The organism is Rhodococcus sp. NKCM2511, from assembly GCF_014905595.1.
GTDB classification, from domain to species: Bacteria; Actinomycetota; Actinomycetes; order Mycobacteriales; family Mycobacteriaceae; genus Rhodococcoides; species Rhodococcoides fascians.
In genome coordinates this window covers 1,566,543-1,593,403 of the sequence record NZ_BNHJ02000001.1, presented here as the reverse complement: position 1 = coordinate 1,593,403, position 26,861 = coordinate 1,566,543, and the positions used below count along the sequence as shown (strand labels likewise).

Below are 26,861 nucleotides of genomic sequence, written 5' to 3'. Positions count from 1 at the left end.
ATCTCGTAGTGATGAGCGATCTATTGAACCGAGATACTCGACGCGCGGCCGCACGCAGTTCCCGTGTGAGCACCGGGCCTACGCCCGATCAGTCACGAACGCTCGCTGCAGTGGCCTTCAAAACCTCCGGGTTGGTGGTGGTCATCGCCACGACGCTGGTTCTGATCACCCTTGTCTCGGTCAACAGCGATCTCACCGGAACCCTCGGTGCCATCGCCGGTTCCTGGTTCGCGGTGCACCTGGTGCCGCTGAGTATCGGTGGCACGTCGATGGGCGTCGCCCCGATGCTTCCCACCCTCGTCGTCGCCTGGTCCGTCGCACGCACGGTTCACCACTCGGTGGACGAGACCACCGACCGCCGCATGGTCAGGTGGGTGTTCGCCGCGTCGATGGCCGGACCCCTCGCCGTCACGGCCATCGCTCTGGCCGTCGCCAAGGATGCGTCGACGGTCATCGGATTGTCGAGCCCCAACGCACTCGTCGCTTTCTCGTGGGTGGCCGGAGTACACGCAGCGGCGTCGGGCACCGGCCTGATCCTCGCTCGCTGGGATTCCCTGGTGATCGATCGACACCTTCCAGACTGGGTACGCGCACTCGTCGCACCACTCGTGCGGTCCGTTTCGGTGCTGACGGCAGGCGGTGCCGCCATCGTGCTGCTGGCTCTGCTCGCCTCCTGGGACACCGCCGGTTCACTGCTCGACAACGGACGCACCCTCGTCGGCATGCTGGGACTGACCGTGCTGTCGGTGCTGTACCTGCCGAACATCGTCCTCGGTGCCCTCGCCGTCGCGACGGGGTCCTCGGCGAGTTTCGGAGACGCATCGGTCAGCCTGTTCTCGACGACCGGCGGGCCGCTGCCACCGCTCCCGATCCTCGCCGTCCTCCCCGAAGGATCCGCGCAGACGATCTGGATCGTCCTGTTCGTCGTTCCCATCGCAGCCGGGCTACTCCTGGGACGCGACTGCGCGATCCGAAGCGTGGACGTCCAGGTCGCGGTCTCCTCGGTGTGGGCGGTAGCCGCCGTCATCGGTGCCCTCGCCGCGGTGTTCGGCTACGCCGCAGGCGGGAACCTCGGCACGTTCGGCACAGTCGAAGTCACCGTGTGGAGCTTCGCACTGCTGACCTTCGCGTGGCTCGGCGTCGTCGGATCCGCTTCGGCGGCCCTCGTCGTGTGGCGTCGAGCAGACCCGGAACCCGACCACGAACCCCACGACCGATCCGGTACCGAGCAGCCCGTGCCGGCGACCGTGCCCGCAGTAGAACTGGCCATTCGAGCGCCTGCGTCGGAACCGGACGAGGCTGTCGCGGACACCGTCGTCGAGGCCGAGGTCGTCGACGAGAAGCCGGTCGCGACAGTGGAAGCAGACGATCCGATCGCGGCAGACGCCGAATCCGAGGAACCGCTCGAGGCCGAGATCGTCGCTCCGCCCCCGGCCCAGGACGACGCGTCGAGCACTGCGGAGGACGGACCTGCCCGGTAGGGGCGCGGGTCGGAGCGACTAGGCTTTCTGCTGGCTCGAACGATCCCCTCGATACCTCAGGAGTAGTGCGCTGACTGCCTTGCGTGAGACACCCGCGCGGGTCGTCGTCCTCGCGTCGGGGACCGGCTCGCTCCTGCAGTCGCTCGTCGCCGCGACAACTGCCGAGGACTACCCGGCACGCATCGTGGCCGTCGGAGTCGATCGAGAGTGCGCGGCCGCTAGTCATGCCGACGATGCCGCGATCCCACATTTTCGTATCGGCTTGCGAGACTTCGCCGATCGGTCGGCCTGGGATGCGGCGCTCACCGACGCTGCACTGGGGTTCGAGCCCGATCTGATCGTCACCGCAGGGTTCATGAAGATCCTCGGCCCTCGATTTCTCGACGCGTTCGCCGGCCGGATAGTCAACACGCACCCCGCGCTGTTGCCGTCGTTCCCGGGTGCGCACGCCGTTCGCGACGCGCTGGACCACGGCGTGAAACTGACCGGTTCGACGGTGCATCTGGTCGATTCCGGCGTCGACACCGGGCCGATCCTGGCTCAGGAAGCCGTGCCCGTTCTCGACGGCGACGACGAAGCGGCATTGCACGAACGCATCAAGACTGTGGAACGACGGTTGCTGGTCGACGTGATCGCAGCGGTCGCAGCCAAAGGTGTCACCTCCGATGGACGAAAGGCTCAGATAATCCGATGAGTGAACGTAAAGCGGTGCGCCGCGCACTGGTCAGTGTCTACGACAAGACCGGACTGATCGAACTTGCGACCGGTTTGCATGCCGCGGGCGTCGCTCTGGTGTCCACCGGATCGACGGCGAGCAAGATCGCCGACGCCGGAATCCCGGTCACCAAGGTCGAGGACCTCACCGGATTCCCCGAAACCCTCGAGGGTCGCGTCAAGACGCTGCATCCTCGCGTCCATGCCGGGGTTCTCGCCGACACCCGCAAGCCCGAGCACCTGGCTCAGCTGGACGAGCTGGGCATCGAGGCGTTCGAGCTCGTCGTGGTCAACCTGTACCCGTTCACCGAGACCGTCGCCAGTGGTGCGACGCCCGACGAATGCGTCGAGCAGATCGACATCGGCGGCCCCTCGATGGTGCGCGCCGCAGCCAAGAATCACCCGTCGGTCGCGGTTGTCGTCGACCCGAGCCGGTACGACGACGTACTCTCCGCTGTCTCCGGTGGCGGATTCACGCTCGCCGAGCGCACATCTCTTGCCGCGCAGGCATTTCAGCACACCGCGGCGTACGACGTCGCAGTGGCGTCGTGGATGTCGAGCGTCCTGACCCCCGACACCGAGACGGTGTTTCCCGAGTGGATCGGCGGCACCTGGGACCGCTCCGCAGTACTTCGGTACGGCGAGAACCCGCACCAGAAGGCTGCCCTGTACGTCGACTCCTCCGCTGCTGCCGGCATCGCGCAGGCCGAGCAGCTGCACGGAAAAGATATGTCGTACAACAACTTCACCGATTCGGATGCGGCCTGGCGGGCAGCGTTCGATCACTCGGAGCCCACCGTCGCGATCATCAAGCACGCCAACCCGTGCGGCATCGCCGTCGGCACCGACATCGCCGAGGCGCACCGCAAGGCGCATGCGTGCGATCCGGTGAGCGCCTACGGCGGCGTCATCGCGGCCAACCGTGAGGTCACCGTCGAGATGGCCGAGCAGGTCGCCGAGATCTTCACCGAGGTCATCATCGCGCCGTCCTACGCCGACGGCGCACTGGGAGTGCTACAGCGCAAGAAGAACATTCGAGTTCTGCTCGCAGAAGCGCCGCCCACGTCGGGCGTCGAACTCAAGCCGATCTCCGGCGGGGCACTGCTGCAGCAGAGAGACGTCATCGACGCCGACGGCGACGATCCGGCCAACTGGACCCTGGCTGCGGGCGAACCCGCCGACGAGCAGACCCTCAAGGATCTCGAATTCGCTTGGCGCGCAGGACGAGCCGTCAAGTCCAACGCAATTCTGCTCGCTCACGACGGCGCGTCGGTCGGCGTCGGAATGGGCCAGGTCAACCGCGTCGACGCCGCCCACCTCGCAGTCCAGCGTGCCGGGGATCGCGTCGTCGGTTCGGTCGCATCCTCCGATGCCTTCTTCCCGTTCCCCGACGGCTTGCAGGTCCTCATGACCGCGGGCGTCAAAGCCGTTGTGCAGCCCGGTGGTTCGGTCCGCGACAACGAAGTGATCGCTGCTGCCCAGGACGCGGGCGTGACGCTGTATCTGACGGGTTCGCGGCACTTCGCCCACTAGCTGCTCCGTCGAGATCGCAGTTGTGCAGCCTTTTACACCATTTCCGCTCGCATAACTGCGATCTCGGCGATCTGTGGATGACCGAATAGTTGTCCACAGATCGCGCTGCTGGCCGTGTCGAGGGGCTCGACCCTGCCAGGGTTGAGCGATGGGGATCGAGTCAGGACCGTTTCGTGGGTCGGTTGCAGTGCAGTCGGGAGCATTGAGTCGTCATCGACTGAGCCGCGACTATGTACGAGTGTTCAGTGACACGTATGTGCCCGCGGGAACCACCCTGGATGCGCGGACCCTGGCTGCGGCGGCATCTGTGTGCGTCGGCAACAGCGCAATTGTCGCGGGTACTTCGGCGGCCGCCATACATGGCGCGCGATGGTTCGACGCCTCGGTGCCGCCCACTGTGCTTGCGCTGAAAAAATCACATCGAATACCAGGGCTGATCCTCCGGCGCGACTCGATCGAGCCTGCCGATGTGCTCGTTGTCGGCGGGGTGGCGGTGACCAACCCCGTACGAACCGCGTTCGATATCGGGCGATGGGTTTCGCCACCGCAGTCCGTGATCTTCCTCGATTCACTCATGGCCGCGACCGGCCTCGAGCGGGATGCGGTGAGTGCATTCGCGTCACTGCGTCCGAGGTGTCGGGGTATCCGGGTGCTGCTCGACGCCCTCGGTCGTGTGGATGGAGGCGCGGAATCGCCGCAGGAGACGCGCACACGCCTGTTGCTGATCGATGCTGGACTCCCGAAACCCACCACCCAGATCGACATTCGAGATGCGCGTGGTCGATTTGTCGCGCGGATCGACATGAGGTGGGAGAGGTGGCGTGTCGGGGTGGAATACGAGGGGGTGCAGCACTGACTCGACGAGCGTCAGCGGACCCGCGACATCGAGAGGTACGAGGACTTGCAGCAGTGCGATTGGCATATCGTTCGGGTCAATTCCGAACAACTCCGCCGTCGTCCCGACGAAGTCGTCCGTCGAGTTCGGGCCAAGCTCCGTGAGGCAGGAGCACCGATCTAGCGAGATCGCAGTTGTGCAGGGGAATTGTCCAGTTCGGGTGGCATAAGTGCGAACTCGACGGAACCACAACGGACCACTAGATGGCAGCAATCGTCAAACGCTCGTAGCGTGGAGAAGTGACCTCCACCAAACCTGGCATCTCCACTCTCGGCGAACTCAAGGCATCCGGACATCGGCAGCGGTCGATCAAGGAAGAGCTCCGCGAAAATCTTTTGACGGCGTTGCGTGACGGCGAGGATCCGTGGCCGGGGATCGTCGGCTTCGGGTCGACGGTGCTGCCGCAATTCGAGCGCGCGATTCTGGCCGGTCATGACGTCGTTCTGTTGGGTGAGCGCGGGCAGGGCAAGACGCGTTTGCTGCGTACCCTCAACCTGCTGCTCGACGAGTGGGTGCCGGTGATCGCCGGGGCCGAACTGGGCGAGCATCCGTACGAGCCCATCACCCCTGCGAGCATTCGTAGAGCGAAGGAACTGGGCGACGGCCTGCCCATCGAGTGGCGGCACCGCAGCGAGCGGTACGCCGAGAAGCTCGCCACCCCGGATACCTCGGTGGCCGACCTCGTCGGCGATGTCGATCCGGTGAAGGTCGCCGAGGGCCGCAGCCTGGGCGACCCGGAGACCATTCACTTCGGTCTGGTTCCGCGGAGTCACCGCGGCATCGTGGCCATCAACGAACTTCCCGACCTCGCGGAGCGCATCCAGGTGTCGCTGCTCAACGTCATGGAGGAGCGCGACATTCAGGTCCGCGGCTACACCCTGCGGCTCCCGCTCGACGTCATGTTGGTGGCCAGTGCCAACCCCGAGGACTACACCAATCGCGGACGCATCATCACCCCGCTCAAGGACCGCTTCGGTGCCGAGATCAGGACGCACTACCCGCTCGAGCTGGACGACGAGGTAGCCGTCATCGATCAGGAAGCGGACCTGCAGGCCGAGGTCCCGGCATACCTGCTCGAGGTGCTCGCTCGGTTCACTCGACTGCTGCGCGAATCGCCGTCGGTCGACCAGCGCTCCGGTGTCTCGGCACGATTCGCGATCGCCGCTGCCGAAACGATCGCTGCCGCAGCGGTTCACCGCGCCGCGATACTCGGCGAAGCGGACGCCGTGGCGCGGCCGGTGGATCTGGGAACGATCATCGAGGTGCTGCGCGGCAAGGTCGAATTCGAGTCCGGCGAAGAAGGCCGCGAAATCGAGGTTCTCGAACACATGCTGCGACGCGCGACGGCCGATACCGTCCGGGCACACCTGGGCGGCCTGAACCTCGCGGCGTTGGTGACGGCCGTCGAGACCGGCGACCCGATCGTCACCGGCGATCGCATCACCGCAAAGGCTCTGCTCGACGAGCTGCCCGACGTATCCGTGATCGGCGACATCACCGAGCGGTTGAAGGCGACCTCGGACGGCGAGAAAGCAGCCGCCGTCGAACTGGCGCTCGAAGGTCTCTACCTCGCGCGGCGAATCTCGAAGGATCCCGACGACGACGGCCAGACGGTGTACAGCTGATGCGTCGCTCCAGGTACGGGCGCTATCACGAGGGCCCGGATCCACTGGCTCCTCCCGTCGATCTGCGGGAGGCGTTGGATGCGATCGGCGAGGACGTCCTCGAGGGGGCGTCGCCTCGCCGGGCGTTGCAGGAGATGCTGCGGCGCGGAACGAAGAACATGCGCGGGCTCGACGACCTCGCGGCCCAGGCTGCCAAGCGTCGCCGAGATCTGTTGAAGCAGAACAACCTCGACGGCACGCTGCAGGAAGTGCGTGAGCTGCTGGACAAGGCGGTGCTCGAGGAGCGCAAGGCGTTGGCGCGTGCCCTCGACGACGATGCGCGGTTCCAGGAGATGCAGATCGGTGATCTCTCGCCGTCCACCGCGCAAGCGGTGCAGGAGCTCTCGGACTACGACTGGCGTTCGTCGGAGGGGCGCGAGAACTACGAGAAGATCAAGGATCTGCTCGGCCGCGAGATGCTCGATCAGAGATTCGCCGGCATGAAGCAGGCTCTCGAAGGTGCCACCGAGCAGGATCGTCAGGCCATCAGCGAGATGCTGAAGGACCTCAACGAACTGCTCGACGCCCACAACAAGGGCGAGAACACCGACGAGCAGTTCGACGAGTTCATGAACAAGCACGGTCAGCATTTTCCGGAGAATCCGAAGAATGTCGACGAGCTACTCGATTCACTGGCGGAAAGGGCTGCCGCCGCGCAGCGACTACGCAACTCTCTGACTCCCGAGCAGCGAGCCGAGTTGGATGCGTTGGCCCAGCAGGCCTTCGGTGATTCGAACCTGCTGGATCAGCTCGATCAACTGGATCAGAATCTGCAGCAGGCCCGGCCCGGTGAGGACTGGGACGGTTCGCAGAACTTCCGCGGCGAGAACGGAATGGGCCTCGGTGACGGTACCGGGGCACTGCAGGACATTGCCGATCTCGAGAACCTGGGAAACCAGCTCTCGCAGCAGTACAACGGCGCGGCGCTGGACGATATCGACGCCGATGCCCTGCTGAAACAGCTCGGACCGGAGGCTGCTGCCGATGCCCGGATGCTCTCGGAGCTCGAAAAGGCGCTGCAGCAGCAGGGTTTCATGGACAAGGGAGCCGATGGTCAGTGGCGTCTGTCGCCGAAGGCCATGCGTCAATTGGGGCAGTCGGCGTTGAAGGATGTCGCTGGAAAGCTGTCTCGACGCGGCGGCGAGCGAGATACTCGTAAGGCCGGCGCGATGGGTGAGCCGACGGGAGCGTCGCGCACCTGGGAATTCGGCGACACCGAACCGTGGGACGTGACCCGCACGGTCAACAATGCCGTCTTGCGTACGGCTGCACAGGGATCGGGCTTTCCGGTGCAGCTGCAGGTGACGGATGTGGAGATCAGCGAAGCCGAAACCCGAACGCAGGCTGCGGTGGCGTTGTTGGTCGACACGTCGTTCTCGATGGTGATGGACGGCCGCTGGGTACCGATGAAGCGCACCGCACTGGCTCTGAATCATCTGGTGAGTACTCGTTTTCGCGGTGACGATCTGCAGCTGATCGGATTCGGCAGGCATGCACAGACTTTGACGGCGTCGGAGCTGGCCGGCCTGGACGGTGCCTACGATCAGGGCACCAATCTGCATCACGCGTTGATGCTCGCAGTGCGACATCTGCGTCGTCATCCCAATGCGCAGCCGGTGGTCTTGATCGTCACCGACGGTGAGCCGACGGCTCATCTCGAGCCGGACGGCCATGCGTATTTCGATTACCCGCCGTCGTCGAAGACGTTGGGGTTGACGGTGCGTGAGCTCGATACCGTCGCGAAACTCGGTGCGCAGGTGACGATTTTCCGACTCGGTGACGATCCAGGTCTGGCCCGGGTGGTCGACAAGATGGCCGAGCGGGTCGGCGGCCGGGTCATCGCGCCGGATCTGGACGGATTGGGTGCTGCGGTGGTGAGCGACTACCTCAAGCGTCGACGGTCGTAGTCACTTCTCTGCTGCCTTGATGTCCACCGAGACTCCGCCCCAGAAGGCGAGTCCGGTGATGACCACTCGGGGCGCACCGGGGTGAGTGGCGCTGACGTGCTCGAATCCGCCCATGATTCCGGTGCCGCGGACCTCGACGCCGATGCCGGGCGGCACGGTGATCTCGATGCCGCCCATGATCGCGACGCAGTTGATCGTGGTTTCCTGGGCCGAGAACGTCGCTCGGCGTAGGTCGAGTTGCACTCCGCCCCAGAAAGCGAGGGCGTCGATGCGTGCGGCGACGGTCCATTCGCCTTTGCGTACCGATCCGCTCATGATCGCGATGGCCCGATCGGTCTGGGGCGCACCGGTCTGCGTCGTCTGCGGAGGTGGGGTGAGGGCCAGATCGTCGGTCAACAGGTCCAAGTCGCCGTAGGTCTTCGCTCGGTACGCCGCGGCCGTCCGCTCGTCGTACTCGGTGACGGTCAGTTGACCGTTGGCGAACGCGTCGCTCAGCAGCTGCGCCACGAGGTTGCGATCGGCATCGGCAGCGCGCACCGTACTTCGATTTCGGTCGGGTAGTTGGTCGCTCACCGGTCGGACATTACCGGCGACCGGGTCAGGCCGCATTCAGGATTGCGCGATGACCCAGCGGCGACGCCAGCGTGATCTGCATGGTGGCGTAGACGGCAACCATGATGCAGGACTTGTCCTCGGCGTCCGGTCTGGTCCCGGTCCGCAGTTCGATCGTGACGGCCGTATCGGTCTCGGTCACCGTCGCGTCGGCTCCGTAGCACTCGGGCGTGCCGGTGACGAAGTGCACCGCGATGGTGTTGGGGGACACCTGGCTCCACGACTCGAACGGAGTGGTCGTCGCACGGATCAGATCCGGGGTCGACTCGAACATCGTGCCGACGTCGCCGACGGGAACCTCGTGGGGGACGGGCGGCGCGCTGGGTTGCTGGACGAACCCGATGGGGGTGGTGGAGTTCGTTGCCGGTGTCGTCTCGTCGTCGTCACCGGCGGCGGTGCTGCAGCCGGCCAAGAGCAGGCACAGCATGACACCTGCAGCGAGAAACCTCATGAACCCAAAGTAGCGCTGGGAGCTGAGGAGAACCTTTGTGTTCGTCTCATGCCAGCAGCACCGTGACGAGTGCGATGACGGGAATCGAGACCAGGGTCGTGACGAATGCCGTGTCGCGGGCCAGAACGACCCCTCGCTGGTAGCGGCTCGCGAAGACGAAGACGTTCTGCGCCGTGGGCAGTGCCGAGACAACGACGATGGCGAACAGGTCGTGCCCGTCGAGGCCGAAGACGAATCGGGCCATCAGATACCCGAGCAGGGGCTGCAGCGCCATCTTGAACAGGGTCGCCAGAGCCACGTCTCGTCGCGGGCTGATGCCCTTCTGCAGTACCCGCGCGCCGTACAGCGACAGTCCGAACGCGAGCAGTGCACCCGGAACGGACAGGTTGCCGACGAGTTGGAACGGCTGCATGAGCGCCTCGGGGAGCTCGAATCCGGTGATCGACAGTACGAGACCCGCAGCCCCGGCCAGCACGATCGGGTTTCGGAACGGTGTCGTGACCGTCTTGAACAGTGAGACCTCGTCGATCTTGGTGGAGATGTCGAGGACGGTCACCGCGATCGGCGTGTAGATCATGATCTGGAACAGCAGCAGGGGAGCGACGAAGTTGGCGTCGCCCAGAACGAACACGGCGATCGGGATACCGAGGTTCGCGGCATTGACGTAGGAGCTCGCGAGTGCGCCGACGGTCGCGTCGGGCACGGCGCGTTTCAGCGCGAGCTTCGCGATGAGGAAGTAGATGGCCCCGACGAGCAGCGCAGTGGAACCGGCGACGGCAAGAACGGGGGACAGGATGACCGACAGGTCCGAATTGGCCAACGTGACGAACAGCAGCGACGGCGTCGCCACGAAGAAGACCAGTCGGCTCAGAACGAACTGGCCGTGTTCGCCGAGGATTTTCAGATGGGCGAGCAGGTAGCCCAGTGCGATGACGACGAAGATGACGGTGAAGCCTTCGAGAACGCCGGACATCGTAGAACTGCTCGTTTCTTGCTGGGAACGACAGAAAGGCCACGTAGCCCAGGGCTACGTGGCCTTTCTCGAAAGCTGATTCAGCGGCTGGTGAACGGCAGCAATGCCATTTCACGAGCGTTCTTCACTGCGACAGCGACCTGGCGCTGCTGCTGCGGGGTGAGCCCGGTGACCCGGCGGCTACGGATCTTGCCGCGGTCGGAAATGAACTGACGAAGAAGGTTGATGTCCTTGTAGTCCACCGTGGTGACCTTGGCGGCGTTCAACGGGTTCTTCTTCGGTCGACGACCCGCCTCTGCGCGGACCTTCTTCGACGGTGCTCTCTTGACTGCCATCTCTACCTTTTCCCTTACCAGCTCGACTTGTGGACGCCTGGCAGCTCCCCGCGGTGAGCCATCTCGCGCATCTTCACGCGGGACAGCCCGAATTTCCGTAGGTAACCGCGCGGACGTCCATCCGCAGCGTCACGATTGCGCAATCGTACCGGACTCGAATCGCGTGGCAGACGCTGCAGTGCCGCCTGGGCCCCCGCGCGCTCGGAATCGCTGCTCGAGGGCTTGCGAATGATCTCTTTGAGCTCGGCGCGACGCGTTGCCCAGCGGGCGACGACGACCTTGCGTTGCTCGTTCTTCGCGATCTTCGATTTCTTGGCCACCGGTCAGCGCTCCTCTCGGAAATCGACGTGCTTGCGGACGACCGGGTCGTATTTCTTCATCACGAGTCGGTCGGGATCGTTCCGGCGGTTCTTGCGGGTGACGTAGGTGTAGCCGGTACCCGCGGTCGACTTGAGTTTGACGATGGGGCGGACGTCGGTGCTCTTGCCCATCAGATCTTCTCCCCACGTGCGCGGATCTTGGCCACCACGGCGTCGATTCCGTCGCGGTCGATGGTCTTGATGCCCTTGGCCGAGAGCGTGAGGGTGACGCGGCGTCCGAGGCTGGGCGCGTAGTAGGTCTTGCGCTGGATGTTGGGATCCCACCTGCGGCTGGTGCGCACGTGGGAGTGCGAGACCGACTTTCCGAAGCTGGGGGTGCGGCCGGTGACTTGGCAGTGCGCTGACATGAGCACTCCTTTCTTGCCGTTATGACAATCGTTTTCGACAAAGCGTTCAAGCGAATGTAGCGTGCATCCTCAGAGAATGACAATCGTTGTCGAGAAGAAAGGCGCTCGTGAACACATCACCGGACGATCGAACCCCGATGGTCCTCGTCTCCGGCTGGACCGGAGCCATGGACGCTGTCGTGACATCGCTGCTCGCGCCGGGAACTGTCGCAGTCCGCCACGACCTGAGCCGCGTCACCGAGGGCGTCGTACGCCGAACGTTGTTCGTCCTGGGTGAGAACCCGCGCGAGACGATCTTGGAACTGGCGCACGGCTGTGTCTCCTGCACGCTGCGCGAGGACCTGCTGCCGCTGCTACGTGCACTGTCGAGTCGCAGCAGTGTCGATCGCATCGTGCTCGTTCTGGACCCTGCACTCGAGCCCGAGGCGTTGTGCTGGGCGGTGGACAACGTCATCGTCGCCGACGTGGTGGGGCAGATCGACGGACCGGCCTCGAGGGACGTCCGTATCGAGGCCGTGATCGGCTGCCTCGACGCCGCAACCTGGTTGGCCGACGCCACCGGCGACGACACCTTGGCAGACCGAGGCATCGTCGCCAGCGGCGACGACGATCGAACCGTGGCGCAGTTGGTAGTAGGCCAGGTGGACTACTCCGACGCGCTCGTCGTCACCGCAGGTCCCGATGTCGACGCGTGGGAGCGCGCCAGGCTCGCGGCTGTCCTCGCGCGGTTGGCGCCGAACGCACCCGTCGTCTGGGTTTCGCAGGACTCGATGGTCGACGGCCCAGCAGTTCTCGCGTCCGTTCCCTTCGATGCCCGGCGCGGTGAGATCACCGACGCCCACTCTCCGCTGTTGCGCGGCCAGCCGCCCTTGTCCGTCGACTGCGGAGTCGCACTCGTGGAGTTCACCGCAACTCGGCCGTTCCATCCCGAACGACTCCACGAGGCCATCGACGTGTTGCTCGACGGCGTCGTCACCGCTCGCGGACGGGCATGGGTGGCCACACAACCCGACGAAGCGCTGTGGATCGAATCGGCCGGCGGCGGACTACGGGTGGCGAGCGCCGGAAAGTGGCTTGCGGCAATGACTCCGGTGGAACAGGATCGCGTCGACACCACCCGACGAGCGATGGCTGCACTGCGGTGGGACGAGCAATTCGGTGATCGCGACACGTCATTGGTGATCTTGGTGCATCAGGCCGACCCCACCGAGATCGACCGAACTCTGCAGTGGGCGTTGGTGTCCGACGACGAGATGACCGATCCCGATCAGTGGGCCACGTGGACCGACCCGTTCGGCCAGTGGCACGAAGACCCCTGCGAGAGCAGCGAATCCCCGTACGCAGACCAGTCACGAGAGGCAACAGAATGAAGCCAGGCATCCACCCCGATTACCACCCGGTGGTGTTCCAGGACTCGAGCACCGGAAACAAATTTCTCACTCGATCCACCGTCACGTCCGCCCGCGAGACCGAGTGGGAAGACGGCAACACCTACCCCCTGATCGTCGTCGACGTCTCGTCCGAATCGCATCCTTTCTGGACCGGGGCGACACGCGTCATGGACACCCAGGGACGCGTCGAGAAGTTCGAGAAGCGCTACGGCCGTCGAAGCCGAAAGGAGGCGTGAGACATGGCTGTTCCGAAGAGAAAGATGTCGCGTTCCAACACGCGTAGCCGACGGGCACAGTGGAAAGCCGTCGCCCCGGATCTCGTGACCGTGCGTTTTCAGGGCCGAGAGTTCCGAGTGCCGCGCAGGTTGGTCAAAGCGGTTCAGGCCGGCGTCTACGACCCGAGCTGACCCCCCCGCTCGTGCGCGTTGTGCGTCCTTCCAGGTACGCACAACGCGCACGAGGGCGGAGCCCGGTACGTTTGCTCGATGGACGGAACGGAACCCTCGTCGAAGGACGTCAAGCGATGGCGGCAGTACCTCGCCGACGAGCGGGCCGAGGCCGCCGTCTATCGCGACCTGGCGGGTAGGCGCAGCGGTGAGGAACGCGACATTCTGCTCGAGTTGGCCGACGCGGAAGGTCGCCACGAACAGCATTGGCGCAATCTGCTCGGCGATCGCGTCGGGATGCCGCTCAAAGGCGACATTCGTACCCGGATCCTCGGCGTGCTGGCGCGCCGCTTCGGATCGGTGTTCGTGCTCGCCCTCGCGCAACGCGCCGAGACCCGATCGCCCTACGCGACCGACGCGGATGCCACCGACGCGATGACGGCCGACGAGCAAATTCACGCCGAGGTGATCCGGGCACTGGCTGCCCGTGGCCGAAATCGGCTGTCGGGAACCTTCCGCGCCGCGGTGTTCGGTGCCAACGACGGATTGGTCAGCAACCTCGCCTTGGTGCTCGGCATCAGTGGATCCGGAGTGTCCAACCAGATCGTGTTGGTCACCGGACTCGCCGGCCTGCTTGCCGGTGCGCTATCGATGGGAGCAGGCGAATACGTCTCGGTGCGCTCACAACGCGAACTGCTCGAGGCATCGTCGCCCGACAGCGCCGCGAATGAGGCCGTTCAACACCTCGACGTCGACGCCAACGAACTCGCCCTCGTCTACCGCGCTCGCGGAATGACCCACGAGGAAGCCGACGCGAAAGCAGCGGACGTCATCCGACTCCTCCCCGCCGTCGAAGAACCGGCCACCGACATCGACGAGCACGAATCCATCGGAACCGGACTCGGTGCCGCCGCAGCGAGCTTCTGCTTCTTCGCCTCGGGTGCCGTCATCCCGGTGTTGCCGTACCTGTTCGGTCTCGAAGGCTATGTCGCCCTTGCCGTTGCAGCGGTGCTCGTCGGACTGGCGCTGATCTGTACGGGCCTGATCGTCGGACTGCTCAGCGGCGGCCCGCCCGTCAAACGTGCACTGCGACAACTCGCCATCGGATACGGCGCGGCCGGGGCGACGTATCTACTGGGACTCGCATTCGGTGGGGGAGCGTAGGTTCCGCTCTGCGTTCTGGGCAGGAATGCACAAATGCGACGCACATCGACGGGATCCCGTCCGAGCGGCGCACTTCTGTGCATTCTGTCCCGTCTGCCATCCTCGCGTTCGAATTAATTAGCTCGCGTCGGAGACTTTCAGCTCGATAGGGTCATCGCCATGCGCGCCACTTGTCTGCCCTGCGCGGCTCTCGACACGAGAGTCCGTCCGAGCATTGTGCTGCGCGCATATTCATCCGAGCTGTGTGCTGCTCTCACCGGCAAACAGCGACCCATCGAATAGCTCTCTCTCGTCGAGGGGGCAGGAAGGAACATCATGCCCCCGAACAAGGTGGGCTTACGGCTGCTCAATTGGGCGTCACAGCTCGAGGACAAGACGCTCGAGCAGGCTCGCGAAACAGCATCGATGCCGTTCGTGCATCCGCACGTCGCTCTGATGCCCGACGCACACAGTGGAATGGGTAGTGCTGTAGGAACAGTCATTCCGACGTTGGGTGCCGTGATTCCCGCCGCCGTCGGTGTCGACATCGGCTGCGGAATGATTGGTGTCCGAACAGGATTCACCCTCGATGACCTCGACGGACGGAACCTGAAGGATTTGCGACTCGCCATCGAGGCCAGCATCCCCCTCTCGCCCGGCAACTACAACGTCGGTGTCGATCGATGGCAGTTCACTGCGCCAAAGCTGCTCGAACTCGAGGAGTTGGCGGTCAGGGACGGTGTAGAGCTGAACCACTCACCTCAGTGGCGGGAGCAGCTCGGTTCGTTAGGCGGCGGCAATCACTTTGCCGAGTTGTGCCTCGACGAGACCGATCGAGTGTGGCTGTTTCTGCACAGTGGGTCGAGGGGCGTCGGCAACAAGATCGCGAAGAAGCACATCGGGATTGCGCAGCGTCTGTGTGCGCAGTGGTGGATCTCGTTGCCGAACAAAGACTTGGCGTACCTGCCCGAGAGCTCCCGTGAATTCGGGCAGTACATCAGAGATCTGAGGTGGGCGCAGCGGTTCGCGTACCTGAACCGGGCCGAGATGATGGACCGGTTCGGCGCGGAGTTTGCCGATTGGATGGGAACGGACGACCATCGCGAGGTCGAGCGGATCAATTGCCATCACAATTACACGGTGAAGGAAACGCACTTCGGCAAGGACGTGTGGCTCACCCGTAAAGGTGCGGTGGACGCACACGAGGGTGTGAAGGCGATCATTCCCGGATCAATGGGAACGCGCTCGTACGTGGTGGTCGGAAAGGGTTCCAAGGCCGGCCTCTGCTCGGCTCCTCACGGTGCCGGTCGGCAGTTCTCTCGGACCGAAGCCAGGAAGCGGTTCACCCACGAGAACCTGCAGGAGCGGATGAAGGGGATCGAGTTCCGGGACAGTGCCGACTTCATCGACGAGATTCCCGACGCCTACAAGTCCATCGATGTCGTGATGGAGGACGCCCGCGACCTGGTGAGCGTCGAGCACGAGCTACGCCAGATTCTCAACGTCAAGGGGACCTGAGGGTGCAGGGCCCTGTTGAACGACGAAGGACGCGCACCGAGATCACTCTCGGTGCGCGTCCTTCGTGTCGTTCAGGGGAGGAGAAGACTCACTCCTCTTCGGGGCACGAGAAGGTGATGGTCACGTTGCTGCGGTCGATGGGCGCGAAGTACACCGAGCGCAGGGCAGTTGCTGTGCGATCTGCGAGTGCGCAATCGTTGATGGGGCCGTCGAGCTTGACCAGCATCAGGTTGCCGCTGTCCTTGATGATTGCTCGCGCGGCGGAGATCGACTTGCCCTCGATCTTGTCCTTGAAATCGGGCACATCGGCGGCCTGCGCCAGCGGGGCGAATCCGAGCGCACAGGCAATGGACAGTGCAGCTACGGTCAACGACTTCTTCAACATGACATCTCCTCGGTTTTCAACTGTTGGCTCCCGCTGACTGGCTGCAGCCACAGGGGCGCGTGCAATCACCGGAGGTGTATAACTCACGTCGAACTTCAGCCAACGGGCGCTGACCTCAAGTTTCGTGCTCACAGTAGCAGTGCGTACGGCCATCGGCGCGCTGGTTGTCCACTGAATGGGCAAGCAAATTGTCGCGATTATCCACTCGGATATCTCAAGAGCTCTGACTGGCGCTCGTGTGGCTGGATATCTACCGATCTTTACCGCAGTGTTGCGTGAGGTTGCGGCCTTTCTGAACCGCCGTTGCCCTTGGTCCGGTGGGGCCTTCCTTCTCGACGGGATTGTCCCCGTTCGTCCTGTTGTGCCTCGCTGTTCTCCGTCTGTTCACCTGCAATGTGCTCTGCTGTTCAGCGTCCGAGGGGGCTCGGCGGTCACCATCGATTCATGACGCTCAATCCCGCAGGCGAGACCGTCGCGACCGGAATTCCGGGGACGCTCGCCGAGAACATGACGATGGCCGAGCAACACGACTGGCATCGGTCGTTCCTGCGGCGGCACCCGGTGAGTCGACGCAACTTCCTGGTCGGTGCCGCAGCCACGGCAGCCGCGGTGGGCGTCGGTAATTCGGCGTTCACGCGCACCGCCTATGCGCAGGACGCCCCGCTGGCGGTGGCCGGTCGACACATGGGCTTCGGCAACGACCCGGCGACGCAGTTGCGATTCTCCGCTCAGCTTTTCCGTAATCCCGGCATCACCGGTGTCTTCCTCGATCACGGCCCGACGCCTGCGTTGGGAGCCACGACCTCCGCCGAGGTGCGCAACCTCGTCAGCCAGGTTCCGCAGACCGATGGCGGCATCCTGTCGGCCGAGCAGTACTACGTGCACGTGCCCGTCGACAATCTGACGCCCAAGCTGCCGCACTATTACCGATGGCGTACCGCGGACGGTTTCGTCAGCGACATCCGCAGCGCATCTCCGGCGCTGCCGACCGGACGCATCGCTCCGTTCCGCTTCACCATGATGGGGGACCAGGGCGTCGACGAAACCCCTTCGCAGCCAGCCGGTCTGGTGGCCGGTGATTACGACGACCTGTACTACAAGGCCGACAACGAACCGTCGGTCAAGCACGCGCGCAACATCAATCGCCAGATCGAGGCGTCGCGTCCGGACTTCCACATTCTCGCCGGCGATATCGCCTACGCGGACCCGTCGGGTGCCGGTCTGCCACCGCAGTTCGCCGGCCACGGCAAGACGCCGCCGAAGGGATTCGACAAGTTCAATCCCTTCGTCTGGGACGGCTACTTCCAGGCGATCGAGGCCAGCGCGTCGACGACACCGTGGTTGTTTGCCACCGGCAACCACGACATGGAGGCGCTGTACAGCCCCAACGGATACGGCGGCCACGCGGCACGTCTCGATCAACCGAGCACCGGGCCGAAAGGCTGCCCGTCGGCATATTCGTTCGTGTACGGCAACACCGCGGTGCTCTCGCTCGACGCGAACGACGTCAGCTACGAGATCAAAGCCAACACCGGCTACAGCGGCGGAGCCCAGAACACCTGGGTGGAGCAGACTCTCGCCAAGTATCGGGCGGACCCGAACATCGACTTCATCGTCTGCTTCTTCCATCACTGCGCCTACTCGACCACCTCGACGCACGCGAGCGACGGCGGCGTACGCGACGCGTGGGTATCGCTGTTCGACAAGTACGAGGTCGACGTGGTGCTCCAGGCGCACAACCACGTGTTCGAGCGCACCGATCCGATCCGCTCCAACCGTGCGACGCGGGTCGCCGGCGACAACGCCACGGTTCGCGGAAAGACCGACGGCACCGTGTACTACACCGTCGGCGGGGGTGGTCGTCCGCGTTACACGTTCCAGGACGGCGAGGGCGTCAGCTACCGGGGCCACGAATTGCCGGACACGGCTGTTCCGAACAGCTACGTCTGGGCGCCCGACGGCACCAAGTCGGCGGAGTCGATCACGTGGTCGCGAGTGAGATTCCTGAACTACTCGTTCGTGAGAGTCGATGTGGTGCCGGGTATTCCGGGCATCAAGGCCAGCGCGATGTCCATCGGAGCGATCGACGAATACGGCAACGAATTCGATCGCCTCACCTTCGAGCGCGATATCCCGGTGGGCCCGATCTTCGGTTCCTCCTGAGTGCCCATGTGAGTGGAACTTCGACCCCTGCTACGAACTTCCACTCACGTGCGGCGCAGCCGCTCTACAGCCACTTCTGACGTTTGAACACCACGTAGAGCGCGCTGGAGCAGATCACCATGGCGACCAGCGCCAGCGGATAACCCAAGTGCCACTTCAGTTCCGGCATGTCCTCGAAGTTCATGCCGTAGATCGCGGCGATGAGCGACGGCGCGAACAGGATTGCGCCCCAGGACGAGATTCGTTTGACCTGTTCGTTCTGCTCGAGGCTGACCTGCGTCATGTTCCGCATCTCTTCGTTCTGCTGCTGCGCCACCATGGTGGAGTGCACCGTCATCGCGTTCTGCAGGTTGGATCGGAACGATTCGATGCGGTCGGAGATGCGAATTGCGTGGTCCAACACGTCCCGAAGGTTTCGTTGCAGCTCGACATCGACGTGATACTTGTCGGACCCGCGCTTGAGGGATTCGATCATCTCCACCAGAGGTTTTGCCGCACGGTCGAATTCGGACACCTCACGCAGCAGTGAGTAGATGCGCCTCGATACGCTGGGATCGCCGGTGAACAGCTGATCCTCGATTTCGTCGATGTCGGTCTGCAGTCCCTTCACCACCGGGACGTACTCGTCGACCACCTGGTCGAGGATTCCGTACAGGATGGCCTCGGGCCCGAGCGCGAGCAACTCGGGCGATTCCTCCAGTCGATGTCGGACGAGACCGAGTTCGGGTGATTCGGCGTGGCGGATCGTGACGACGAAATCGGCTCCGAGAAAAATGTGCAATTCACCGAATTCGACCTTTTCGGTCTCGTCTATGTACCGCGCGGGTCGCAGAACGACGAACAATTGCTCGGCGTAGCGTTCGAGCTTCGGCCGCTGATGCGCCGCGATGGCATCCTCGACGGCGAGTCGGTGCAGCCCGAATTCCGTTGCTACTGCGTTGATTTCGCTGATCTCGGGACGGTACAGGCCGATCCACGCCATACCGTGGCGGTCACGCATGCACTCGAACGTGATGTCGAGACTCTCCGGATTCGCGGTCCGCTTTCCCTCGACATAGACGGCATTGTCGACGATCGGCACTTCGGGTCACCTCGGTTCGAGAACTTCTAATGTGCCGGACGGCACCCGACCGAGACTATCGCCTGAAACAATGGGGCGATGCAGCAGCAAGTTCATTTCACCACTCTGGCCACTGCGGATCTCGATGCCGCTCGAACGTTCTATTGCGACGGCCTGGGGTGGACGCCGTTGCTCGACGTTCCTGGCGAGATTCTGTTCTTCCAGATCGGGCCCGGTGCGGTGCTCGGTCTGTACGACGCCACCGCGTTCGACGGGGATCTGGGACGGCCGCCGCGCGAACACGATCTCGGCTCGGTCACGTTGGCGCACAACGTCGACGACGCGGCGGCCGTCGACGCGATGTTCGCGGCCACTCTCGCGGCCGGCGCGACACCGATCAAGGCACCGGAGCGGACATCGTTCGGTGGCTATCACGCCCACATCGCCGACCCCAACGGAGTCATCTGGGAAATCTGCCACAACCCCGGTTGGCGCGTCGACGACGACGGGACGGTTCGGCTGACTTAGCCGGCACCGACTATCAGTAGAAGGGAGGCGTTCTCACTGACCTTGTCGCCGGCTTGAAAGTTGGTTCCGACAACCGTCGCGTCAGGACGGTCGTAGTCACTGTTCACGTCGGAGAAGCCTGCATCCGACAATGCCTGCTCCGCGTCCGATTCGGTCAGTCCGGACACTGCGGGAAGCGTCGCGCGGTCGGGCGCTGCGTCGGCGATGGCACCGCCGCCGAGAGTGAGTGCCCCAGCCACCGCGAGGGTGGCGATCGTCTTCTTGAATCCGATGCCCATGTCTTCGTCCTTACTCGTCGGCCCTGTATGACAACGCAACCGTGCTCCCGAAGGCTGTGACGCCGTTTCGATGTTGCTGTGAAGCTGCTGTCAGTCGCATGACATGCTCGTTCGGTGCTTCTCGACCTCCTCGGATACATCGGTATCGCAGTCTTCGCGGCGTCCGGTGCCTTGGTCGGCGTACATCGACGACTCGACCTGTTCGGGGTCTGCGTCGTCGGAATCACGACGGGTATCGGGGGCGGCATCGTTCGCGATCTGCTGCTCGGTATCCATCCACCGACGTCACTGGACACCTGGCCGAACGTCACCGTCGGCTTCTTCGCCTCGCTGGTGGTGTTCGTCGCGCATCGGCAGATGGGCAAGGTGCGCCGAGGCGTGCTCGTGCTCGACGCGTTCGGGATGGGCCTGTTCGCGTCGACCGGCGCGACGATCGCCTTGGGTGTCGGCGGTAGCGCCCTATCGGGAGCGCTGATCGGGACGACGACGGCCGTGGCCGGTGGCGTCATCCGGGACGTCCTCGTCAACGACGTTCCCCTGCTGCTGCACCGCGACCTGTATGCCCTACCTGCGCTGCTCGGTGCGACGGCCGTCGTGGTGGCCGAGGCGCTCACCCTGCCGGAGAACGTCGGGTTGGTCGCGGGGACGGTACTGGCGACCGGCCTGAGATTGCTGGCCCTGTGGCGTAAATGGAACCTGCCCCAGGCTCGGAACCTACCTACGTTGTGAGCTTCGACTGCCGGTGCGCGTACCGACCGACCACCCCTCTCAGCCGTGTCTCAGTCGACCAGGACAAACTGTACCGATGCGGATACTGGTGGTCGACGACGATCGAGCGGTGCGCGAATCGCTGCGCAGGTCGCTCACGTTCAACGGGTACACCGTGGACCTGGCGGTCGACGGCCTCGATGCCCTGGAACAGGTAGCTGCGGCGCGTCCCGATGCGTTGGTGCTCGATGTGATGATGCCGCGTCTCGACGGCCTCGAGGTGTGTCGGCGATTGCGCAGCGTGGGCGACGACCTGCCGATCCTGGTGCTGACGGCGCGTGATTCGGTGTCCGAGCGCGTAGCCGGTCTCGACGCCGGTGCAGACGACTACCTGCCCAAGCCGTTCGCGCTCGAGGAGCTCCTGGCTCGGCTGCGGGCATTGTTGCGGCGCACAGCTATGGAAGCCGGCATCGACTCGGAGACCATGACGTTCGCGGACCTGTCGCTGGACCCGGTCACCCGTGAGGTCTCGCGCGGCGAGCGTTCGATCAGCCTCACCAGGACCGAGTTCTCGTTGCTCGAGATGCTCATGACCAATCCGCGCCGAGTGCTCACCAGAAGTCGCATTCTCGAAGAGGTCTGGGGCTACGACTTCCCGACTTCCGGCAACGCGCTCGAGGTGTACGTCGGGTATCTGCGGCGCAAGACCGAGGCCGAAGGGGAGTCGCGACTGATCCATACCGTTCGCGGTGTCGGATACGTCCTGCGCGAGACGCCCCCGTGATAGGCAGTTCGTTCGGGCGCAAGACGCCCGACGGCGGCGCACTTCCGCCTCCGCCGATGCGGCCACCGACGCCGTTGACGAGATCGGTGTCGTTGCGGTGGCGGGTGACGCTGTTGGCTGCGTCCGTCGTGGCGATCGCGGTGGCCGTCATGGCCATTGCGGCCTACACCGTGGTCTCGCGCGCGTTGTACGGCGACGTGGACACCCAGTTGCGTTCTCGCGCATCGGCATTGGCGGAATCGGACCTGGTGTCCTACGACCCACGGTTCGTGGCCGGTGCCACGTTGTACAGCACCGACGTCAGTGTGGCGTTGATCTACCCCGACATGACCAGTTACAATCCGCCCGGACCCAAGGTGCCCGTCGGCGATTCGGAACTTGCTGTGGTGCGCGGAGAGCAGGCCTCGTCGCTGCGCACACTCGACGATCAGCGAGTGCTCGCGCTGCGCACCAAGGACGGCAGCACCCTGATCGTGGCGCAGCGACTGCTGCCCACCGGGGAAGTGCTGGATCGATTGGCGTGGGTTCTACTGGTCGTCGGTGCGTGCGGTGTGGTGTTGGCGGCGGGTGCCGGCATGGCCGTGGCGCGCACCGGGTTACGGCCGATTGCACGATTGACCGCGGCCGCAGAGCGGGTGGCGCGTACCGACGATCTGACGCCGATTCCGGTGACCGGCGACGACGAATTGGCCCGATTGACCGAGAGTTTCAACACGATGCTCCGAGCCTTGGCCGAATCTCGCGGCAGGCAGAGCAGATTGGTCGCCGACGCCGGGCACGAACTTCGCACGCCGCTGACGTCGCTGCGCACCAACATGGAACTGTTGATCGCGGCGGGACGTCCGGGTGCACCGTCCATTCCCGACGAGGACATGGCCGAGCTGCGAACCGACGTGGTAGCTCAAATTCAGGAATTGTCCACGCTGGTAGGTGATCTGGTGGATCTTGCACGCGAGGACGCACCCGAGACGGTGTTCGAGCGGGTCGATCTGGCCGATGCCGTCGAGCGCAGCCTCGAACGAGCTCGCCGTCGCCGCAACGAGATCGACTTCGATGCCACGCTCATGCCGTGGTTCGTCTACGGAGATCAGGCGGGCCTGTCGAGGGCAGTGCTCAATGTGCTCGACAACGCGGCCAAGTGGAGCCCCAGTGGCGGAGAAGTGCGAGTTGCCATGCGGCAGATCGGTGACGGCCTGCTCGAGCTGACAGTGGACGATGCGGGCCCCGGCATTCCGGAGGAAGACCGCGAACTCGTCTTCGAGCGCTTCTATCGCTCGACGGCATCGCGTTCCATGCCCGGATCCGGTCTGGGACTTGCCATCGTGCGGCAGGTGGTCGTCAAACACGGCGGCACGATTGCCGTCGAGGTGTCCGAGCGGGGTGGAGCTCTCATTCGAATCGTGTTGCCCGGTGAGGGTGCCGCGGACCCCGAGACACTCTCGGCAAACTGATAGGCGAGTCTCAGCGCGCTCTCAGTACCGCCCTGCACAGTGAGTAGCAAGAAGGCGGGCGACCTCGAAGCCGAGGTCTCTATCGAAGGAAGCAACAGCGATGAGCGACGACCGTAACGAACCAGAACAGCCCGGACGGGATGCCGGTGCACAGCATCATCCTGCGGACCGGGCTTCACACGGCGGCGAGCACGATCCCTCGACTCAGCACCAGCCCACCCAACACCAGCCCACCCAGCAGCAGCCGGCTCAGCAGAATCCGACGCATCAATTCCCGCCGCAGCAGGCGCACCCCCAGCAGAGCTACCCACAGCAGTACGCGGGCTACGGGCAGAATCAGTACCAGCCCGGCTACGGCCCCTACGGTCAGCACGGCGACTCGCAGGCCGGTCAACACAACCCCGGTCAGCATGCGCAGCCCCAACAGGTTGCGCCGCAGCCTCATTCGGCATCGGGCACCGTCAAGTCCCGGCCGGGCCGTTCCGCTCTGGTGGCCGGAGCGATTGCTCTTGTCCTCGTGGGCGGCGGAATCGGCGGCGCGGTCGGTGCCATCGCGACCAACAACGCCAACGGCAACAACGCCGGTGTCACCAATTCGCTGAACTCGCCGATCACCGCCGCGCAACCGGCCGCCAACTTCCCCGACGGTTCCGTTCAGGCCGTCGCGAACAAGGTGCTGCCGAGTGTCGTGCAGATTCAGGTGAAGGGCTCACAGCAGGAAGGTGAGGGCTCCGGCGTCATCCTCAGCAGTGACGGCCTGATCCTGACGAACAACCACGTCGCCACCGGCGCAGGGGCCAACGGCAAACTGACCGTCGCGTTCGCCGACGGGTCGGTGGCCGACGCCACCATCGTCGGTGCGGACTCGGTCTCGGACATGGCCGTCATCAAGGCCGAAGGAAAGACGAATCTGACCCCGATCGAGTTGGGCAGCTCGTCCAACCTCGAGGTCGGCCAGCAGGTCGTCGCCATCGGCTCGCCTCTCGGTCTCGCCGGAACGGTCACCACCGGCATCGTTTCCTCACTCAACCGCCCGGTATCGACGTCCGGTGAGTCCGGCAACCAGAACTCGGTGATCGACGCCATTCAGACCGACGCGGCCATCAACCCCGGCAACTCCGGCGGCGCTCTCGTCAATACCGATGGCCAACTGATCGGCATCAACACCGCCATCGCCACTCTGGGCGGCAGTGAGGGCTCCGGCGCACAGAGCGGCTCGATCGGTCTCGGATTCGCGATCCCGGTCGATCAGGCCAAGCGGATCGCCGACGAGCTGACCACCACCGGCAAGGCCACCCAAGCGATGATCGGTGTGCAGGTGCCGTCCAAGGACGATGCCAACGGCGCAACCGTCGTCGAGGTCACCGAGGGTGGCCCGGCTGCGTCGGCAGGCATTCCGAAGGGCGCGGTCATCACCAAGGTCGACGATCGGATCGTTGCCAGTGGTGACGCGTTGATCGCCGCCGTGCGTTCGCACGCACCCGGCGATTCGGTGAAGATCACCTACACGGACGGCGGCAGCGAGAAGACCGTCGACGTGACGCTGGGCACGGCCGAGCCGGCTGCGGCACCGGCTGCGCAGGTTCCTTCACTGCAGATCCCGTCGTTCCCGGGCGGTCGCTGATGCTCAGGGAAGCCGGCAGGCAAGGCACCATTGCAACTATTTACGCACAGCGTGAGCCGGGTACGGGCCTTACTACTACGGTGAGCGGTATGGAACTCGACGCACCCTTGGCCGGCCGCGCGTTGGTCGTCATCGTGGACGACCGGACAGCTCACAGCAACGAGAAGGATTCGACGGGTCCGCTGGTGACCGAACTGTTGACCGAGGCCGGATTCTTGGTCGACGGTGTGGTGGCAGTGACGGCCGACGAAGTGGACGTGCGGAACGCGCTGAACACCGCGGTGATCGGCGGTGTCGATCTGGTGGTGTCCGTCGGCGGCACGGGTGTCTCGCCTCGCGACGTCACTCCCGACGTCACGGCCGAGGTGCTCGATCGCGAGATACCGGGAATCAGTGAGGCGCTGCGCTCTTCCGGCCTGGCAGCCGGATCGTTGGACGCGGGCCTGTCTCGGGGACTGGTCGGAGTATCGGGCAGCACGCTGGTGGTCAACCTTGCGTCGTCCCGTGCGGCCATCCGTGACGGCATGGCGACGCTGACTCCGCTGGCGAGTCAGGTCATTGCCGAGCTGTCGGGATTGGACGCGTAGTCACTGCGATGAACGACGAGCCGATCGAGAATCGACCGGACGACGAAGCGAGCCGGGCCCGAGCAGAACGGGCCCGGCTCGCTCGTATCTTCGGAGACGTGTTGCCGGACGCGACGGGAGACGACCGGGGCGACGGTCCCGATGGCGACTCTTTGTCGGTCGATTGGTTGAAGCAGCAGCGACCACCCCATTACTTTTAGTGTGATCCACAACACATTTCGCTGCCTGGAATGACAGCTCTGTTAGTTAGTCGTTTACCTGTCGTTAGCGACCTACCGGGCGGTATCGCTGGGCGAAGCCGCCGAAAACGGACACCACAGACCGGGTGTGGGCCGGGCTTATCGCGCAATCCGGACAGGGCTCTCGTCACGTCTTCCCATATCAGGGTCGTTTTACTCCTGATCGGCACCTGTAACGGTTTCGACTTCTCGGGAGATGCTGTGACGCAGGTTATCGCTAACACGGGTGTGAAAGATGTTCACGCCGACGAAACACATCACGAGATGGCAACGTTTGAGCGTCGATCGTAGGGATTGTCACGGTCAGGCATCTCCTCTAATGTTCCCCTCAGCTTCCAAGGGATCAGGGCGTGGGACCAACCGGTGCCGCGCCCTTCATCTCGGAACTGAACAAACGAGGATGTGGCCTTCAGGCTCCATCCGGCTCGGGCTCGCACACACTGACGCGTGCGATTCAGTTCGAGGGTGAAAGCCACAAGCTTCCCCGTGCGACACCGCGCTGGGACTGAACATGATGAGGAATAAATGACGGAGATCCAGAAGTCGCGGCGCAGCCGGGGACTCAAGTCCATGAGCGTCGCAGTTGCTGCCAGCGCTTCGGTAGTCGGCCTGGTGCTCGGTACCGGGACCGCTTCTGCCGCTGTCGACAGCGCGAAGTCCATCGTCGACGCCGATGGCAACACCGTGACGTTGACGCTGTCCGACTCCTTCGTCAGCGGCGTTGCGCCTCTCGACGGAAACCCGCTCACCCGTGAGTGGTTCTACGACGGCCGCGCATCCTTCGACGTTCAGGGACCCACGGCTGACGACTTCGAGGGCACCCTCACCGCCGGCCTGCAGATCGGCTACCCGTTGAGCCTCGATGGCGGCGTGTCGGTCGAGTGGGCTTCGCCTTCGGCCAACTTCGGCATCGGCTCGAAGAACACGACCACCGGAACGCTCGCGACGACTGCGGGCGACCTGCTCGACCCCACGGGCGCTCTCGAGGGTCTCGCTGACGTCCCGCTGACAGGCGTTGCAGAGAGCAAGTCCAACCTCGACGTCGGCGTTCAGCTGATCCCGCAGGCAACTGCGACCATCGATCTCGCTCCCGGCGGCGGCGTCGTTCAGTCCGAGAGTGCAATCGCCACCTTCAACGAAGAGGCGAACATCTCCAAGACCGAGGGTGACGCTGCAGGCGCTCAGGGCTCCATCCAGCTCGCCGGCGTCCACGGCACCGCTACGGGCATCCTGGGCAACGTCACGGTTCGTCCGTACGTCACCCTGCTCAGCGCAAAGGGTGACTCGATCACCACGTACGGCCCGGCAACTCGCCTCAACTGAT

29 protein-coding genes are annotated in these 26,861 nt (G+C 64.4%); 19 read left to right on the top strand and 10 right to left on the bottom strand.

Annotated elements, in window-relative coordinates; all coding sequences use genetic code 11:
• Positions 1-11: 11 nt before the first annotated feature.
• From JLZ96_RS07210 to JLZ96_RS07185, 6 genes are all read left to right on the top strand, one after another.
• On the top strand, positions 12-1,481 hold the full coding sequence (locus JLZ96_RS07210) for a DUF6350 family protein (protein ID WP_201009742.1): 1,470 nt from the start codon (positions 12-14) through the stop codon (positions 1,479-1,481).
• 79 nt (positions 1,482-1,560) lie between these two features.
• On the top strand, positions 1,561-2,175 hold the full coding sequence (gene purN, locus JLZ96_RS07205) for a phosphoribosylglycinamide formyltransferase (RefSeq protein WP_201009741.1): 615 nt from the start codon (positions 1,561-1,563) through the stop codon (positions 2,173-2,175).
• Positions 2,172-3,728 carry a bifunctional phosphoribosylaminoimidazolecarboxamide formyltransferase/IMP cyclohydrolase gene (purH, locus tag JLZ96_RS07200; RefSeq protein WP_201009740.1) on the top strand — a complete coding sequence of 519 codons (1,557 nt, stop codon included), beginning with the start codon at positions 2,172-2,174 and terminating at the stop codon, positions 3,726-3,728. Before purN ends, purH begins: the two co-directional genes overlap by 4 nt.
• Before the next feature lie 148 nt (positions 3,729-3,876).
• Positions 3,877-4,584: a hypothetical protein gene (locus tag JLZ96_RS07195; protein WP_201009739.1), complete on the top strand. Its 708-nt coding sequence runs from the start codon at positions 3,877-3,879 to the stop codon at positions 4,582-4,584.
• Positions 4,585-4,862: 278 nt separating this feature from the next.
• Entirely contained in the window at positions 4,863-6,248 is a 1,386-nt protein-coding gene (locus JLZ96_RS07190; RefSeq protein ID WP_201009738.1) for a sigma 54-interacting transcriptional regulator, read from the top strand.
• The gene (locus JLZ96_RS07185) at positions 6,248-8,194 is read left to right on the top strand and encodes a VWA domain-containing protein (protein WP_201009737.1); all 1,947 of its coding nucleotides are present in this window, start codon (positions 6,248-6,250) and stop codon (positions 8,192-8,194) included. Before JLZ96_RS07190 ends, JLZ96_RS07185 begins: the two co-directional genes overlap by 1 nt.
• On the opposite strand, the gene JLZ96_RS07180 is transcribed toward JLZ96_RS07185, so the two are convergent.
• The 7 genes from JLZ96_RS07180 to rpmB form a co-directional block, all read right to left on the bottom strand.
• Positions 8,195-8,767 (bottom strand): DUF1707 domain-containing protein, encoded by a 573-nt coding sequence (locus tag JLZ96_RS07180; protein ID WP_027496025.1) that lies wholly within the window; start codon positions 8,765-8,767, stop codon positions 8,195-8,197.
• A gap of 25 nt (positions 8,768-8,792) precedes the next feature.
• Positions 8,793-9,257, bottom strand: a complete 465-nt coding sequence (locus JLZ96_RS07175; RefSeq protein WP_201009735.1) for a hypothetical protein — start codon at positions 9,255-9,257, stop codon at positions 8,793-8,795.
• Between the two features lie 46 nt (positions 9,258-9,303).
• Positions 9,304-10,230 (bottom strand): AEC family transporter, encoded by a 927-nt coding sequence (locus JLZ96_RS07170; protein WP_032390811.1) that lies wholly within the window; start codon positions 10,228-10,230, stop codon positions 9,304-9,306.
• Between the two features lie 80 nt (positions 10,231-10,310).
• Positions 10,311-10,565 (bottom strand): 30S ribosomal protein S18, encoded by a 255-nt coding sequence (gene rpsR, locus JLZ96_RS07165; protein ID WP_008719028.1) that lies wholly within the window; start codon positions 10,563-10,565, stop codon positions 10,311-10,313.
• 14 nt (positions 10,566-10,579) lie between these two features.
• A complete protein-coding gene (gene rpsN / locus JLZ96_RS07160) occupies positions 10,580-10,885 on the bottom strand; it encodes a 30S ribosomal protein S14 (protein WP_032365916.1) in 306 nt (101 codons plus the stop codon).
• Between the two features lie 3 nt (positions 10,886-10,888).
• Positions 10,889-11,059, bottom strand: coding sequence for a 50S ribosomal protein L33 (rpmG, locus tag JLZ96_RS07155; protein WP_170944568.1), 171 nt, complete (start codon positions 11,057-11,059; stop codon positions 10,889-10,891).
• The gene (gene rpmB, locus JLZ96_RS07150) at positions 11,056-11,292 is read right to left on the bottom strand and encodes a 50S ribosomal protein L28 (protein WP_032365915.1); all 237 of its coding nucleotides are present in this window, start codon (positions 11,290-11,292) and stop codon (positions 11,056-11,058) included. The genes rpmG and rpmB overlap by 4 nt, the downstream gene beginning before the upstream one ends.
• A gap of 137 nt (positions 11,293-11,429) precedes the next feature.
• On the opposite strand from rpmB, the gene mrf reads away from it, so the two are divergent.
• The 5 genes from mrf (at position 11,430) to JLZ96_RS07125 (ending at position 15,730) form a co-directional block, all read left to right on the top strand.
• Complete coding sequence (gene mrf, locus JLZ96_RS07145) at positions 11,430-12,662, top strand: ribosome hibernation factor-recruiting GTPase MRF (protein WP_201010679.1); 1,233 nt, start codon at positions 11,430-11,432, stop codon at positions 12,660-12,662.
• On the top strand, positions 12,659-12,919 hold the full coding sequence (locus JLZ96_RS07140) for a type B 50S ribosomal protein L31 (protein WP_032365913.1): 261 nt from the start codon (positions 12,659-12,661) through the stop codon (positions 12,917-12,919). The genes mrf and JLZ96_RS07140 overlap by 4 nt, the downstream gene beginning before the upstream one ends.
• Before the next feature lie 3 nt (positions 12,920-12,922).
• Positions 12,923-13,090, top strand: coding sequence for a 50S ribosomal protein L32 (gene rpmF / locus JLZ96_RS07135; protein WP_027496033.1), 168 nt, complete (start codon positions 12,923-12,925; stop codon positions 13,088-13,090).
• Positions 13,091-13,168: 78 nt separating this feature from the next.
• Positions 13,169-14,233 carry a VIT1/CCC1 family protein gene (locus tag JLZ96_RS07130; protein ID WP_201009734.1) on the top strand — a complete coding sequence of 355 codons (1,065 nt, stop codon included), beginning with the start codon at positions 13,169-13,171 and terminating at the stop codon, positions 14,231-14,233.
• 315 nt (positions 14,234-14,548) lie between these two features.
• Positions 14,549-15,730: an RtcB family protein gene (locus JLZ96_RS07125; RefSeq protein ID WP_201009733.1), complete on the top strand. Its 1,182-nt coding sequence runs from the start codon at positions 14,549-14,551 to the stop codon at positions 15,728-15,730.
• A gap of 88 nt (positions 15,731-15,818) precedes the next feature.
• Here JLZ96_RS07125 and JLZ96_RS07120 read toward each other — a convergent pair whose 3' ends face one another.
• Positions 15,819-16,115: a hypothetical protein gene (locus JLZ96_RS07120; RefSeq protein ID WP_032373046.1), complete on the bottom strand. Its 297-nt coding sequence runs from the start codon at positions 16,113-16,115 to the stop codon at positions 15,819-15,821.
• Between the two features lie 444 nt (positions 16,116-16,559).
• On the opposite strand from JLZ96_RS07120, the gene JLZ96_RS07115 reads away from it, so the two are divergent.
• Positions 16,560-18,278, top strand: coding sequence for a metallophosphoesterase (locus JLZ96_RS07115; protein ID WP_201009732.1), 1,719 nt, complete (start codon positions 16,560-16,562; stop codon positions 18,276-18,278).
• Between the two features lie 64 nt (positions 18,279-18,342).
• Here JLZ96_RS07115 and JLZ96_RS07110 read toward each other — a convergent pair whose 3' ends face one another.
• Positions 18,343-19,359, bottom strand: coding sequence for a magnesium and cobalt transport protein CorA (locus JLZ96_RS07110; RefSeq protein ID WP_027496037.1), 1,017 nt, complete (start codon positions 19,357-19,359; stop codon positions 18,343-18,345).
• Between the two features lie 78 nt (positions 19,360-19,437).
• Here JLZ96_RS07110 and JLZ96_RS07105 point away from each other — a divergent pair, with 78 nt between their 5' ends.
• Positions 19,438-19,866 (top strand): VOC family protein, encoded by a 429-nt coding sequence (locus tag JLZ96_RS07105; protein WP_032373044.1) that lies wholly within the window; start codon positions 19,438-19,440, stop codon positions 19,864-19,866.
• Here the strand turns inward: JLZ96_RS07105 and JLZ96_RS07100 are convergent.
• Complete coding sequence (locus tag JLZ96_RS07100) at positions 19,863-20,144, bottom strand: PASTA domain-containing protein (protein WP_032373043.1); 282 nt, start codon at positions 20,142-20,144, stop codon at positions 19,863-19,865. The genes JLZ96_RS07105 and JLZ96_RS07100 overlap by 4 nt on opposite strands.
• Before the next feature lie 114 nt (positions 20,145-20,258).
• On the opposite strand from JLZ96_RS07100, the gene JLZ96_RS07095 reads away from it, so the two are divergent.
• From JLZ96_RS07095 to JLZ96_RS07070, 6 genes are all read left to right on the top strand, one after another.
• Positions 20,259-20,873 carry a trimeric intracellular cation channel family protein gene (locus tag JLZ96_RS07095; protein WP_032373042.1) on the top strand — a complete coding sequence of 205 codons (615 nt, stop codon included), beginning with the start codon at positions 20,259-20,261 and terminating at the stop codon, positions 20,871-20,873.
• 76 nt (positions 20,874-20,949) lie between these two features.
• Entirely contained in the window at positions 20,950-21,636 is a 687-nt protein-coding gene (locus tag JLZ96_RS07090) for a response regulator transcription factor (protein WP_027496041.1), read from the top strand.
• A gap of 56 nt (positions 21,637-21,692) precedes the next feature.
• On the top strand, positions 21,693-23,087 hold the full coding sequence (locus JLZ96_RS07085) for a HAMP domain-containing sensor histidine kinase (protein ID WP_230595145.1): 1,395 nt from the start codon (positions 21,693-21,695) through the stop codon (positions 23,085-23,087).
• Positions 23,088-23,187: 100 nt separating this feature from the next.
• On the top strand, positions 23,188-24,711 hold the full coding sequence (locus JLZ96_RS07080) for a trypsin-like peptidase domain-containing protein (protein ID WP_080733202.1): 1,524 nt from the start codon (positions 23,188-23,190) through the stop codon (positions 24,709-24,711).
• Positions 24,712-24,800: 89 nt separating this feature from the next.
• Complete coding sequence (locus JLZ96_RS07075; RefSeq protein ID WP_197077495.1) at positions 24,801-25,298, top strand: molybdenum cofactor biosynthesis protein B; 498 nt, start codon at positions 24,801-24,803, stop codon at positions 25,296-25,298.
• 764 nt (positions 25,299-26,062) lie between these two features.
• Positions 26,063-26,860: an MspA family porin gene (locus JLZ96_RS07070; protein ID WP_032373040.1), complete on the top strand. Its 798-nt coding sequence runs from the start codon at positions 26,063-26,065 to the stop codon at positions 26,858-26,860.
• The last annotated feature ends 1 nt before the right edge of the window (position 26,861 follow it).